This window comes from Chromobacterium sp. Rain0013 (assembly GCF_015291765.1).
Classification (GTDB): domain Bacteria; phylum Pseudomonadota; class Gammaproteobacteria; order Burkholderiales; family Chromobacteriaceae; genus Chromobacterium; species Chromobacterium haemolyticum.
Genome location: NZ_CP031514.1, coordinates 2,269,625 through 2,282,447, shown reverse-complemented (window position 1 = coordinate 2,282,447; position 12,823 = coordinate 2,269,625). Strand labels below are relative to the sequence as shown.

Below are 12,823 nucleotides of genomic sequence, written 5' to 3'. Positions count from 1 at the left end.
GATGAACACTCGCTTCGATCTGGTCGTCTTCGACTGGGACGGCACCTTGATGGACTCCACCGCCCACATCAGCCAGTCCATCCAGCAGGCTTGCGCCGACCTGTCCCTGCCCGTTCCCAGCCGCGAACAGGCCAGCCATGTCATCGGCCTGCGGCTGGCCGAGGCGCTGCAACAAGCCTGCCCGGCCGCCACCGCCGAGCAGTTGCCGCGCCTGACCGAAGCCTTCCGCCATCATTACCACGCCAACCAGCATCAAGTGACCTTGTTCGACGGCGCTGTGGAGTGCCTGAACGCCGTCGCGGACAGCGGCGTTTTTCTGGCGGTGGCCACCGGCAACAGCCGCGCCGGCCTCAACCGCCTGCTGGAGCAAACCGGACTCGGCCCCCTGTTCCACGCCACCCGCACGGTGGACGAATGCCATTCCAAGCCGCACCCGGACATGCTGCTGTCGCTGACCGAGATGCTGGGCGCGGACCCTCGCCGCACGCTTATGATAGGCGACACCAGCCACGACTTGCTGATGGCCGGCAACGCCGGCTGCCATAGCGTGGGGGTCAGCTTCGGCGCCCACGACAGCGAACACCTGGAAAGCTGCGGACCGCTGGCGCTGTTCCATTCCTACCCCGAGCTGCAGACATGGCTGCTGCCGAAACTCGGGTAATCTGCGCCGCGGCCGAGCTTCAGGACGGCGGCCGCGCCTGGCGCTTCGAGATCGAACAGGCGGACGGCGCGCCCCCGCTGTCCGCCTTCGCCGTGCGCTACCGCGGCAAGGTCTACGCTTACGTCAACGCCTGCCGCCACATCCCGGTGGAGCTGGATTTGCGCGACGGCGAAGTCTTCGACCTCAGCGGCCGTTATCTGGTATGCAGCATGCACGGCGCCTGCTACGAAGCGCACACCGGCTATTGCGTGTCCGGCCCCTGCCGCGGCCAGCGGCTGATCGCCGTGCCCGTCTTCGAACAGGACGGCAATATCTGCATCAATGTCATGCCGTCGTGAACTTTGCTAGACTCCTGGAATTATTCAGGGAGCACCACACATGAGCGACACCTCCAACCATTGGGAACGCCAATTGCTGGAAAAACTGGCCAGCGCCGCGCTGGTGGAACAACGCCGCGCCCGCCAATGGAAGATTTTCTTCCGCATGATCTGGCTGATCATCATCGGCTTCGTGCTGTTCAGCCTGTTCATGCGCAACGAGGACAAGGCCGCGGCCGGCCTCTCCGGCGCCGGACACACCGCCGTCATCACGCTGGAAGGCGTGATCGACAGCCAGAGCGACACCGCCAACAAGCTGAGCCAGGCGCTGACGGACGCCTACGGCGACAAGAGCACCAAGGGCATCATTATCGACGCCAACAGCCCGGGCGGCAGCCCGGTGCTGTCCGGCATGGCTTATGACGAGATCCGCCGCCAGAAGAAGCTGCATCCGGCGGTCCCGGTCTACGTGGTGGTCAGCGAGGTCTGCGCGTCCGGCTGCTATTACATCGCCTCCGCCGCCGACAAGATCTTCGTCGACAAAGCCAGCATCGTAGGCTCCATCGGCGTGCTGTCCGACGGTTTCGGCTTCACCGGCGCCATGGAAAAACTGGGCGTGGACCGCCGCCTGCGCACCTCCGGCGAGAATAAGGCGATGGGCGACCCCTTCTCCCCGGTCAACCCCAAGCAAGAAGCCATCCGTCAACAATTGCTGGACGACATCCATCAGCAATTCATCGCGGCGGTCAAAACCGGACGCGGGCAGCGCCTGGCCAACGATCCGCAGCTGTTCTCCGGCATGGTGTGGCTGGGAGAGAAAAGCATTCCGCTGGGCCTGGCCGACGGCTTGGGCACGGTGCGCTCGGTGGCGCGCGACGTGATCAAGGCGGAGAAAACCGTCGACTATACTCAGCAAGACGACCTGTCCAGCCGCGTGGCGCGCAAGATTGGCGTGGAGTTCGCCGGCGGCGTGAAGAGTCTGTTCGACACCAAGCTGTTCTGATCAATCGGCAAGGCACACCATGGCGCGCAGAAGAAAACGGCAAGAAGAAGAACACGAGAACCATGAACGTTGGCTGGTTTCCTACGCCGACTTCATCACCCTGCTGTTCGCCTTCTTCGTGGTGATGTACGCGATCTCCTCGGTCAACGAGGGCAAATACCGCGTGCTCTCCTCCGCCATCGTGGACGCCTTCCGCTCAGGCTCCACCATCAGCGTCAACACCACCCCGCCCAGCGGCGGGGCCAACACCATGATAGAAATCCCCGAGACCAAGCCAATAGCCAAGGCGGTCAAGGGAGAACATCAGGCCGAGAAAAAAGCCAATACCGGCTCGGCCCAGGGCGATGAAAAAACCCGGCTCGCCAACCTGACGCAGGATCTGGCCAAAGTCATGGACCCGCTGGTGAAGAGCGGCCAGGTCACCATCACGCACAGCAGCAAGGGCGTCACCATCGACATCCGCGACACCGCGCTCTTTCCCACAGGACAGGCGCAGCCCAACGAACAGTCTCGCCAACTGATGGCCAATATGGCGCTGCAACTGGCCAAGGTGGACAACCCGATCCGGGTGGAAGGCTTCACGGACACCGTACCCATCCGCAACTCCTATTTCCCATCCAACTGGGAGCTGTCCGCCTCGCGAGCCGGCAGCGTAGTGCGCCTGTTCCAGGAAAACGGCATCAAGCCGGAGCGATTGGTGGCGGTGGGCCGCGGAGCCAACCTCCCGGTGGGCGACAACGCCACCGCCGACGGCCGCGCCAGCAACCGCCGCGTCGCCATCACCGTATTGGCGAGCGGGCTGAGCGACGCCGAAGTGTTGTCGCCGCAAGACGCATCCATGGCCAATGGCCGCTAACACCCCTGTTTCTCAAGAGGAGCACGATATGAGCACCCCGATTCATCATTCCGCGCTGGAACAGCTGTTCCTCAACGCCCGCACCCACAGCCACTGGCAAGACCGTCCGGTCAGCGCCGAAACGCTGCACCAGCTGTTCGACCTGCTGAAAATGGCGCCCACCAGCGCCAACTGCTCGCCGGCTCGCTTCATCTTTGTGCAAAGCGACGCCGCCAAGGCCAAGCTCAAGCCCTGCCTGGCCGAAGGCAACGTCGAAAAAACCATGGCCGCGCCGGTATGCGTGATCGTGGCCCAGGACATGCGCTTCTACGAACACCTGCCCAAACTCTACCCGCACGCCGACGCCAGAAGCTGGTTTGAAGGCAACGACGCGGCGATCCAGGCCACCGCCGCGCGCAACAGCAGCCTGCAAGGCGGCTACCTGCTGCTGGCCGCTCGCTCCTTGGGGCTGGACTGCGGCCCGATGTCCGGCTTCGACAACGCCGCGGTGGACCAGGCCTTCTTCCCGGACGGACGCTTCAAGTCCAACTTCCTGGTCAACCTGGGCTACGGCGCCGCCGACAAGCTCTACCCGCGTTCGCCGCGCTTCGAGTTCGACGAAGCCTGCCAGATTCTTTAATCCCCCCTCACGCATGCCCGGTTATAATGCCGGGCATTTTGCTGCCTGGAGAATCAAGATGCTCTATTCGCTTCTGCGCCCGCTGCTGTTCCGCTTTGACGCAGAGACCGCCCATGAACAGACGCTGGCCATGCTGGACCAGGCGCACAAGCTGCGCCTGAGCGCGCTGACCTGCCAAAGCGCCGCTCGCAAACCGGTGCAAGCCATGGGCCTGACCTTCCCCAACGCGGTGGGGCTCGCCGCCGGGCTGGACAAGAATGGAGCGCATATCGACGCTTTGGCCGCGCTGGGCTTCGGCTTCATCGAAATCGGCACCGTCACCCCAAGGCCCCAGCCGGGCAACCCCAAGCCGCGGCTGTTCCGTCTGCCGGAACACCAAGCCATCATCAACCGCATGGGCTTCAACAACCTGGGCGTGGACACCCTGCTGGACAATGTGCGCCGCTGCAAATTCCAAGGCGTGCTCGGCATCAATATCGGCAAGAACGCCGCCACCCCGATAGAAAACGCCGCTGACGACTACCTGGCTTGTCTCGACAAAGTCTACGCTTACGCCAGCTATGTCGCCGTCAACATCTCCTCGCCCAATACCAAGAACCTGCGCCAATTGCAGGAGGGCGACGAACTGGGCCGGCTGCTGGCGCAATTGAAGCAACGCCAGCAAGCGCTGGCCGACAAACACGGCCGCCACGTGCCGCTGGCGCTGAAAATCGCCCCGGATCTGGACGACGATCAAGTCATTGCCATCGCCCGCCTGTTGACCGAACATCGCATCGACGGCGTCATCGCCACCAACACCACGCTGTCGCGCGAGGCGGTGGCCGGCCATCCGCTGGCGGATCAAGCCGGCGGCCTGTCCGGCGCGCCGGTCAAAGACCGTTCGACAACAGTTATTCGCAAATTAGCCAAGGAACTTGACGGCGCTCTGCCTATCATAGGAGTTGGCGGCATCCTGTCCGGGCGGGACGCCGTGGAAAAACTGGATGCCGGCGCCAGTCTGGTTCAAGTCTACAGCGGCCTGATCTACCGAGGCCCGGCGCTGGTGGCCGAATGCGCGAATGCGATCGCAGCGCGCGCCAAACCCTAAACAACAGCATGCGCGGCCGCGCACGGGCGCTCCGACACCGGAAACCCGGCGACAGGCCCGCGGCGACAATCCCGGGGCAAACCGGCTCGCTTATATAAACATGGGACTCACTCTTATGAACGCCAAAAAACTGATTCGTCTTTCCGCCATCGCGCTGCTGAGCGCCGGCGTGCTCACCGGCTGCGCCACCTCCGACTCCGCGGCCGTCTATTCCAAGGGCCAGATGCGCCAGGCGCAGACCGTGCAGCTGGGCACCGTGGTGTCGGTTCAGAACGTGAAAATGGAAGGCAGCAACAATGAGCTGCTGACCCTGGGCGGCGCCGCGCTGGGCGGCCTGGCCGGCAGCAATATCGGCGGCGGCAAAGGCCAGATCGCCGGCGGCATAGTAGGCGCGCTGGCCGGCGGCTTCGGCGCCCAGGCCGCTCAACGCGGCCTGAGCAAGAACGCGCTGGAAATCACCGTCAAGCTGGACGGTTCCGGTCGCATGATCTCCATCGTGCAGGAAGCCGACATTCCGTTCACCGCCAACCAGCGCGTGCGCGTGCTGACCGGCGGCGGCAACGACCGCGTGGTGCCGTTCTAAGCAACGGCACGAGAACCCGATGCGCGCCTGCGATACGGCGCCAAACGGGCTCTAAGGCGGACGGTGTCCGCAATAAAAAAGCCGGCGCTCGCGCCGGCTTTTTTCACATAGCTTCTCTCAGAACGTGTTTACGATCTCGCGAGCAAGGGCGAGACAAGGCGAAAACGAGCGAAAGGCGGAATGGTCGACGGGTACATGAGCATTTTGAGCTCGTTTTCAAGGCCGCATCGCTGAAGCGCAGCAGACTTTGAACAGGTCTCACTCGTCCCGCGGCCTGGGCAGCTCCACCCAGCGCCCATCCATCAAAGCCTGCAAGGGCTGATACATCGCCTTGTAGGACATCTTCTGGCATTCGCGTATCCAATAGCCCAGATACAAGTGCGGCAGCCCCAGCCGCTGCGTCAGCTCCGCCTGCCACAGCACGTTGAACACGCCCAGGCTGGACTTGGCGTCGTCCGGATCGTAGAAGGTGTACACCGCGGACAGTCCGTCGGACAGACGATCGATCAGGCTGACCATCTTCAATTCCCCGTCCAGGCGAAACTCCGCCAGCATGCTGTCCACCCCGCTTTTAAGAATGAACTCCGAGTACTGTTGCGGATCGTCGTCCGACATGCCGCCGCCGGCGTGCCGCGACTGCTGATACCAGCGGTACAAGGCGTAGTGCTCGGCGTTGAACTCCAACGGCAGCAAACGCACCTGCATCGCCTCCAGCCTGCGCGCCACCTTGCGCTGAGTACGGCTGGGCGCGAAGCGCTCCACCGGAATCCGCACCGGCACGCACGCCTGGCAGCTGTCGCAATAAGGACGGTAGGTATACAGGCCGCTGCGGCGAAACCCCAGCTTCACCAGTTGGCTGTAAACCTCGCCATCGATCGCCTCCGCCGGGATCGCCACTTGCGAGCGCGCCTGACGCCCCGCCAGATAGCTGCACGGATAGGGCGCGGTGGCGTAAAAATGGATGGCCACTGTCGGGCCGGGATCACGATGGCTCATTGGTATACCGGTAGTTCCACATCGCGGCGGGCTGCGCCCGTCGGGCATTCTCTTTCAGAGTAGCAAGAAATGTCTGACGCGAAACCAGCTTGGCGCCCAAGCTCTGCAAATGACGGGTGTGCATCTGGCAATCTATCATTGTCACCCCCTGCTCGCGCAAATGACGCACCATGTGGATGAAGGCCAGTTTGGACGCGTTGCTGCGACGGGAAAACATGGATTCGCCATAGAACATCAAGCCCAGACCAATGCCGTACAGGCCGCCGGCCAGTTCGCCGTCTATCCAGGTCTCGAAGGAATGCGCGTAGCCCAAGCGGTGCAAACGACAATACGCGTCCACCATCTCCGGCACGATCCAGGTGCCCTGCTGCTGGGTTCTGGGTTCGGCGCAGGCCGACATCACCTCGCGAAACGCGGTGTCCACGCGGATTTCATAGCGCTGGTTGCGCAGCACTTTATCCATGGACCGGCTGACTTTCAGTTCGTCCGGGCACAGCACCATGCGCGGCGCCGGAGACCACCACAAGATAGGCTCGCCTTCGGAAAACCAGGGAAAGATGCCTTGGGAGTAAGCAGCCAGGATGCGCTGCGGGGATAAATCGCCTCCAGCGGCCAGCAAACCGTTGGGTTCGCGCAGAGCCAGCCGCACCGGAGGGAAAACCGGCTCAGGACCGAGCCAGGGAATCATGCCTTTTTGGCGTTGAGGCAGTCCGGGCACTCGCCGTACATGTACAGCGCGTGATCGACGATGCGGAAACCGTGCTGCTCCGCGATGCGGTCTTGCAGCGCTTCAATCTCCGGATCGAAGAACTCGACCACCTTGCCGCAGCTGACGCACACCATATGATCATGATGGCCGCCCTGGTTCAGCTCGTACACGGCTTTGCCGGTTTCAAAATGGTGGCGCACCAAAATGCCCGCTTGCTCGAACTGCGTCAGCACGCGGTAAATGGTGGCAAGGCCGATGTCGATATTTTCCGCAAGCAGCTTGCGATAGACATCTTCCGCCGACATGTGGCCAGCGTGCTCTTCCTCAAACAGATCGAGGATTTTCAAACGCGGGCCGGTGGCCTTGAGGCCGATATCTTTAAGGTGACTGGCTTTGCTCATCGTGATATAAAGTGGGTCGATTTCAGATCATGATAAAGCCTTTTCACGGCTTTGCCTAATTACCGCCTCATAACTTTTCGGTCACGGAGTATCATGCGCGCCCTGATTTTTGCCGCCGTCATTGCCCTCTCCGGCTGCAGTTCGATGAACCCCCTGAACTGGCTCAGCCCGCACAAGATGGAAATCCAGCAGGGCAATTATGTCACAGAGGATGCCGTAGCCAAACTTAAACCGGGCATGACCCGCTCGCAGGTGCGTTTCCTGTTGGGTTCTCCGCTACTGGCCGACGCGTTTCACGCCAACCGCTGGGACTACACCTACAGCGACATCAAGCAGGGCAAGCTGGACAAAAGCAGCAACCGCCTGCTGACCGTCTACTTCAACGGCGACGTGCTGGAGCGCGTGGAAGGCCAGGCGCAGCCGGCCGAACGCCCGCCGCTGACCGCCTCCGCTCCCGCCCAGGAAGCCAAGCCATGAGCGCCAACCCGCTGAAACTGGTGATCGTCGGCGCCGGCGGCCGCATGGGCAAGACCCTGATAGAAGCGACGCTGGCCGCGCCGGGCGTGGCGCTACACGCCGCGGTGGACCGCCCCGGTTCGGAGTTCATCGGCCAGGACGCCGGCCTATTCATCGGCCGGCACACCGGCGTCAAGATCAGCGGCGACTTCCTCCAGGCGCTGGAAGGGGCCGACGCCGTCATCGACTTCACCCGACCGGAAGGCACGCTGGAACACCTGGCGGCCTGCGCCGAGCGCGGCGTGCGGATGATCATCGGCACCACCGGCTTCGACGAGGCCGGCAAGGCGGCTATCCGCGCCGCCGGCGACAAGATCGGCATTGTATTCGCCGCTAATTTCAGCGTGGGCGTCAACCTCACCTTCAAGCTGCTGGACATGGCGGCGCGGGTGCTGAACGACGGCTACGACATCGAAATCATCGAAGCCCACCACCGCCATAAAGTGGACGCGCCGTCCGGCACCGCCCTGCGCATGGGCGAGGTGATCGCCGACGCGCTGGGCCGCGATTTGAACGAGTGCGCCGTCTACGGCCGCGAAGGCGTGACCGGCGAACGCGACCCGCAAACCATAGGCTTCGCCACCGTGCGCGGCGGCGACGTGGTCGGCGACCACACCGCCTTATTCGCCGCCATCGGCGAGCGCGTCGAAATCAGCCACAAGGCTTCCAGCCGCGCCACCTTCGCCAACGGCGCGGTGCGCGCCGCACGCTGGCTGGCCGACAAACCGCACGGCCTGTTCGATATGCAGGACGTGCTGGGCCTGCGCTGAGCGCCGGCGGGGAGCCCGCTCCCCGCCCCCTTCCCATGCGCCTCCTTCCGCTGACCCTGGGCCTCTCCGTCGGCCTGATCCTGCTCTCCTTGGTTTCACTGCTGCACGGCAGCGGCATGGACGCGTCCCTTTTGCTGGCCGGCCATCCGCCGCCGGAACTGGAATGGCAGCTGCTGCTGGAATTGCGCCTGCCGCGTCTGCTGGCCAGCGCCAGCGCCGGCGCCTTGCTAGCCAGCGCCGGCGCGGCGGTGCAAGCGCGTTTCCGCAATCCGCTGGCCGAGCCCGGCCTGATCGGCATCAACAGCGGCGCGGCGCTGGCCGCCGCCGCGGCGCTGAGCCTGGGCGCCGGCCTCTACGCGGTGTCCGCGTCCGCCTTTGTCGGCGGCCTGTCTTCCTTATTGCTGATCCGCCTGCTGGGCCAGACTCAACAAGGCGGCAGCCGGCTGATCCTCAGCGGCCTGGCCATCAGTTCCTTGCTGGGCAGCCTGCTGACCTTGCTGATCACCACTCTGCCCGACGGCTCCTTGCGCGTGGTGATTTTCTGGCTGATGGGCAGCTTCGCCAGCGTGGACTGGCCGCAAACCCTCTTGCTGTCCGCAGCCGCGCCGCTGGTCTGGCTGGCGCTGCACCGGCAATGGCGTTTTCTCAACGCGCTGCAATTGGGCGAAACCGCCGCCTTTCACTTGGGCTTCGAAGTCCGCCGCCGCGAATGGCAGGTGGTGGTTCTCGCCGCCCTGGCCGCCGGCTTGGTGGTGTCCGCCTGCGGCATGATAGGCTTCATCGGCCTGATGGGCCCTCACCTGGCTCGCCAATTGGTGGGCGGCAACGCGCGCCGGTTGCTCTGGATAGCGCCCATGCTGGGCGCGCTGCTGGCCATCGCCTCGGACTGGCTGGCGCGCAGCCTGCTGGCGCCCAGCGAGCTGCCGGTGGGCGTGATCACCAGCCTGATAGGCGCGCCGTTCTTCCTGTGGCTGCTGCGGCAAAGCGCGGAAAAGGACAGCCATGCTTGAAGCGCGCGCCGTCAGCCTCTCCCGCCAGGGCCGCCTCTTGGTGGAGTCGGTTTCCCTGCGCGTGGCGCCGGGCAAACTCAATATAGTGCTAGGCCCCAACGGAGCCGGCAAAAGCAGCTTGCTGGGCATGCTGGCCGGCTTGTACGCTCCCAGCGCCGGCGAGGTGTGGATGGCCGGGCGGCCGCTGCGCGGCCAATCCGCCGCGGAACTGGCGCGCCAACGCGCGGTGGTGGAGCAAAACCCGTTGACGCCGGCGGGCTGGAGCACGCTGGAGCTGATTCAGTCCGGCGCCTACCTGCTAGGCGATGCCGCCGACGCCTGCCGCCGGGCGATGGAACTGAGCTGTACCGAGGAACTGGCGCAACGCCAGGCGCGCACGCTGTCCGGCGGCGAACAGCAACGCGCTCACTTGGCGCGCGCGCTGTGCCAGCTGTTGGCTTCTGCGGACGCGGAACGCTATCTCCTGCTGGACGAACCCACCGCCGCGCTGGACTTCGCGATGGCGGACGCGCTGCTGGCGCAAGTGGCCCGCATCTGCCGCGAACTGAATATCGGCGCGCTGGCGGTGGTGCACGATCTGAACCTGGCGCTGCGCCATGCCGACAATGTGCTGCTATTGAACGAAGGACGCGCCGCAGGCTTCGGGCCCACGGCGCAGATCATGCGGCGGGAAACACTGGAAGCGGTTTACGGCGTGCGGCTGGCGGAGCTGAGCAGCCAAGAGCATGCCTTGCGGGCTTTCGTGCCCTTGCCCCACCCGCACCCAGACTAAGCGCTCAGCGGTGCGGGGCCTGCTTGCACTCGCTGAGAAAACGCGCGCGGTCGGCCTCGCTCACTTCTCCGGCAAAGCCCTGAGTGATCACCGCCTCCGCGCCGCGCCGGTTTTCCCCCAGCTGCAAGCACATCTGCTTGGCCTGGATCACGCAGGCCGCGCCCTTGGCCATGCCGTGCCGCACCAAGGCGTCCGCCACCTCCTGGCAAATCCATTCCTGATAATTCAAACGGTGCGAGATCACGTCAATCAAGCGCGCGATGCGGCCGAAACCGTGCAGCCGCCCGCCGGGAATGTAGGCCACGTGGGCAATGCCCTCGAACGGCACCAGGTGATGCGGACACAGGCTGTGGATGGAGATATTGCTGATGATGACCATCTCGCGGGAGTTGTCTTCAAAGCCGCAGCCCAGCACCTCGCTGGGATCAGCGGCGTAGCCGTCCAGCAAGCGGTCCCGCCAGAACGCGCTGACCCGCTCCGCGGTCCTGCCCAGATGCGGATCGCCTTGCGGCTGAAAGCCGCATGCGGTCAGCAAATCGGTCACCGCGCGCTCAAACGCCTCCTTGTCGAACGGCCGCAACCGCTCCACGCCCACTTTGGGTTCGCGCTCCGGCGCTGGATGATCGCAATGCTGATGGTCCATATCGTCTCCCTTGTGACCGCTGATTCAACGTCCGCTGCGCGCCGGCGGCGCATGGCGCAACGAAAACCGGCCCGCAAATTTGAGCCGGCTCTTGGGCAGCGGCTTCAATCGAAATAGGAATTCGAGAGCGGCCCGGAGGGAAAGTTGCATCCGCCAGCGGCATGAAAAACCCGGGGCGACGACGCCGGCCCCGGGTTTGCGACTATATCACAGGCCGCCGCCGCTACACGCGCGCGCCTTCCAGATTGGATTTCATCTCATAGCTCTGCTTGACATCGCCATTGCCGTCCACGCTCTCCAGCCTCACATCGAAGCCCCACAGCCGGCACACGTGCTTGAGCACTTCGTTGGCGCTGTTGTCGTCCAGCGGGCGCCGGTTGTGCATGGTGTGGCGCAGCACCAGGCTGCGGTCGCCGCGCACATTGACCGACCACACCTGGATATTGGGCTCGCGCGAACCCAGGTTGTACTGCTCGGCTAGCTTGCCGCGAATGTCGCGGTAGCCCATATCGTCGTGGATGGCGGACACTTCCAGCTTGTCGTCGTGGTCGTCGTCGCGGATGGAGAACAGGCGGAAATCGCGAATCAGCTTGGGCGACAGATACTGCGAAATGAAGCTCTCGTCCTTGAAGTTCTTCATCGCGAACTCCAGGGACTCGCGCCACGGCGTGCCGGCCAGGTCCGGAAACCAGGCGCGGTCTTCATCGGTGGGGGCTTCACAGATGCGCTTGATGTCCTGATACATGGAAAAGCCCAGCGCATATGGGTTGATGCCGTTGTACCAACGCGCCGTCACCGGCGGCTGATACACCACATTGGTGTGGCTCTGCAAAAACTCCATCATGAAACCATCGGTGACCATGCCTTTGTCGTACAGACGATTGAGGATGGTGTAGTGCCAGAACGTGGCCCAGCCCTCGTTCATCACCTGAGTCTGACGCTGCGGGTAGAAATACTGCGCCACCTTGCGCACGATGCGCACCACCTCGCGCTGCCAGGGCTCCAGCAGCGGCGCGGATTTTTCGATGAAGTAGAGCAGGTTTTCCTGCGGCTCCGGCGGAAAGCGCGGCGGCGCCTTGTCGCTGCCGTCCTTGTCGCGCTTGGGAATGGTGCGCCACAGGTCGTTGACCTGCATTTGCAGATACTGCTCGCGTTCTTCCTGGCGCGCCTGCTCCTTGGCCAAAGACAGCTTCTGCGGCCGCTTGTAGCGGTCCACGCCGTAGTTCATCAGCGCGTGGCAGCTATCCAGCAACTCTTCCACCGCGTCTATGCCGTAGCGCTCCTCGCACTTGGTGATGTAGCTCTTGGCGAATACCAGGTAATCGATGATGGCCGAGGCGTCGGTCCAGGCGCGGAACAGATAGTTGCCCTTGAAAAAGCTGTTGTGGCCGTAGGCGGCGTGGGCGATCACCAGCGCCTGCATCGTCATGGAGTTTTCTTCCATCAGATAAGCGATGCAGGGGTTGGAATTGATCACGATTTCATAAGCCAGCCCCATCTGGCCACGCTTATAGCTTTTCTCGGTGGCGACGAAATGCTTGCCGTAGCTCCAGTGGTGATAATTGACCGGCATGCCCACCGAGGCGTAGGCGTCCATCATCTGCTCAGCGGTGATGACCTCCAGCTGATTGGGATAGACATCCAGCTTGAATTCATCCACCGCGATGGCGCGTATCTGCCGGTCATACTCGTTGACCAGGTCAAAGGTCCATTCGGACCCGGTAGAAATGGGTGTCATGTTGCTGCCCCCTTGGCAAGACCGCTCAGAACCTGTTTACGATCTGCTGCGCGTCGGCGATACGGCGTTGAAACCAAGCTCAAAATGCTCATGTACCATGTGTACATTCCGCTTTTTCGCTCGTTTCCACCTTGTCTCGCCT

At 63.5% G+C, this 12,823-nt stretch carries 16 protein-coding genes; 11 read left to right on the top strand and 5 right to left on the bottom strand.

Going from position 1 to position 12,823, the window contains the following annotated elements; all coding sequences use genetic code 11:
* Nucleotide 1: 1 nt before the first annotated feature.
* From DXT74_RS10735 to DXT74_RS10705, 7 genes are all read left to right on the top strand, one after another.
* Nucleotides 2-661, top strand: coding sequence for an HAD-IA family hydrolase (locus DXT74_RS10735; protein ID WP_043633384.1), 660 nt, complete (start codon nucleotides 2-4; stop codon nucleotides 659-661).
* Nucleotides 637-999: a Rieske 2Fe-2S domain-containing protein gene (locus tag DXT74_RS10730; protein WP_043633381.1), complete on the top strand. Its 363-nt coding sequence runs from the start codon at nucleotides 637-639 to the stop codon at nucleotides 997-999. Before DXT74_RS10735 ends, DXT74_RS10730 begins: the two co-directional genes overlap by 25 nt.
* 40 nt (nucleotides 1,000-1,039) lie before the next feature.
* Nucleotides 1,040-1,981, top strand: a complete 942-nt coding sequence (locus tag DXT74_RS10725; RefSeq protein ID WP_194427912.1) for a S49 family peptidase — start codon at nucleotides 1,040-1,042, stop codon at nucleotides 1,979-1,981.
* A gap of 19 nt (nucleotides 1,982-2,000) precedes the next feature.
* Nucleotides 2,001-2,837: a flagellar motor protein MotD gene (gene motD / locus DXT74_RS10720; protein WP_019101524.1), complete on the top strand. Its 837-nt coding sequence runs from the start codon at nucleotides 2,001-2,003 to the stop codon at nucleotides 2,835-2,837.
* A gap of 28 nt (nucleotides 2,838-2,865) precedes the next feature.
* The gene (locus DXT74_RS10715) at nucleotides 2,866-3,456 is read left to right on the top strand and encodes a malonic semialdehyde reductase (protein ID WP_019101525.1); all 591 of its coding nucleotides are present in this window, start codon (nucleotides 2,866-2,868) and stop codon (nucleotides 3,454-3,456) included.
* 58 nt (nucleotides 3,457-3,514) lie between these two features.
* Nucleotides 3,515-4,543: a quinone-dependent dihydroorotate dehydrogenase gene (locus DXT74_RS10710; RefSeq protein WP_019101526.1), complete on the top strand. Its 1,029-nt coding sequence runs from the start codon at nucleotides 3,515-3,517 to the stop codon at nucleotides 4,541-4,543.
* 115 nt (nucleotides 4,544-4,658) lie between these two features.
* Nucleotides 4,659-5,126, top strand: coding sequence for a glycine zipper 2TM domain-containing protein (locus DXT74_RS10705; protein WP_043633371.1), 468 nt, complete (start codon nucleotides 4,659-4,661; stop codon nucleotides 5,124-5,126).
* 258 nt (nucleotides 5,127-5,384) lie between these two features.
* On the opposite strand, the gene DXT74_RS10700 is transcribed toward DXT74_RS10705, so the two are convergent.
* Genes DXT74_RS10700 through fur form a run of 3 tightly spaced genes read right to left on the bottom strand, consistent with a single transcriptional unit; the run spans nucleotide 5,385 to nucleotide 7,232 of the window.
* Entirely contained in the window at nucleotides 5,385-6,122 is a 738-nt protein-coding gene (locus DXT74_RS10700; RefSeq protein ID WP_039754930.1) for an arginyltransferase, read from the bottom strand.
* Nucleotides 6,109-6,810 carry a leucyl/phenylalanyl-tRNA--protein transferase gene (gene aat / locus DXT74_RS10695; RefSeq protein WP_019101529.1) on the bottom strand — a complete coding sequence of 234 codons (702 nt, stop codon included), beginning with the start codon at nucleotides 6,808-6,810 and terminating at the stop codon, nucleotides 6,109-6,111. The genes DXT74_RS10700 and aat overlap by 14 nt, the downstream gene beginning before the upstream one ends.
* Nucleotides 6,807-7,232: a ferric iron uptake transcriptional regulator gene (gene fur, locus DXT74_RS10690; RefSeq protein ID WP_019101530.1), complete on the bottom strand. Its 426-nt coding sequence runs from the start codon at nucleotides 7,230-7,232 to the stop codon at nucleotides 6,807-6,809. Before fur ends, aat begins: the two co-directional genes overlap by 4 nt.
* Nucleotides 7,233-7,325: 93 nt before the next feature.
* Here fur and DXT74_RS10685 point away from each other — a divergent pair, with 93 nt between their 5' ends.
* From DXT74_RS10685 to DXT74_RS10670, 4 genes are read left to right on the top strand one after another with little or no spacing between them, the layout of a single operon-like run.
* Complete coding sequence (locus DXT74_RS10685; RefSeq protein WP_019101531.1) at nucleotides 7,326-7,709, top strand: outer membrane protein assembly factor BamE; 384 nt, start codon at nucleotides 7,326-7,328, stop codon at nucleotides 7,707-7,709.
* A complete protein-coding gene (dapB, locus tag DXT74_RS10680; protein ID WP_043590230.1) occupies nucleotides 7,706-8,518 on the top strand; it encodes a 4-hydroxy-tetrahydrodipicolinate reductase in 813 nt (270 codons plus the stop codon). Before DXT74_RS10685 ends, dapB begins: the two co-directional genes overlap by 4 nt.
* A 35-nt stretch (nucleotides 8,519-8,553) precedes the next feature.
* A complete protein-coding gene (locus DXT74_RS10675; RefSeq protein WP_114153900.1) occupies nucleotides 8,554-9,528 on the top strand; it encodes an iron ABC transporter permease in 975 nt (324 codons plus the stop codon).
* The gene (locus DXT74_RS10670) at nucleotides 9,521-10,300 is read left to right on the top strand and encodes an ABC transporter ATP-binding protein (RefSeq protein WP_194427911.1); all 780 of its coding nucleotides are present in this window, start codon (nucleotides 9,521-9,523) and stop codon (nucleotides 10,298-10,300) included. Before DXT74_RS10675 ends, DXT74_RS10670 begins: the two co-directional genes overlap by 8 nt.
* Nucleotides 10,301-10,304: 4 nt before the next feature.
* On the opposite strand, the gene folE is transcribed toward DXT74_RS10670, so the two are convergent.
* The gene (gene folE / locus DXT74_RS10665) at nucleotides 10,305-10,943 is read right to left on the bottom strand and encodes a GTP cyclohydrolase I FolE (RefSeq protein ID WP_043633360.1); all 639 of its coding nucleotides are present in this window, start codon (nucleotides 10,941-10,943) and stop codon (nucleotides 10,305-10,307) included.
* A gap of 223 nt (nucleotides 10,944-11,166) precedes the next feature.
* Nucleotides 11,167-12,681, bottom strand: coding sequence for a SpoVR family protein (locus tag DXT74_RS10660; protein ID WP_043633356.1), 1,515 nt, complete (start codon nucleotides 12,679-12,681; stop codon nucleotides 11,167-11,169).
* Nucleotides 12,682-12,823 lie beyond the last annotated feature (142 nt).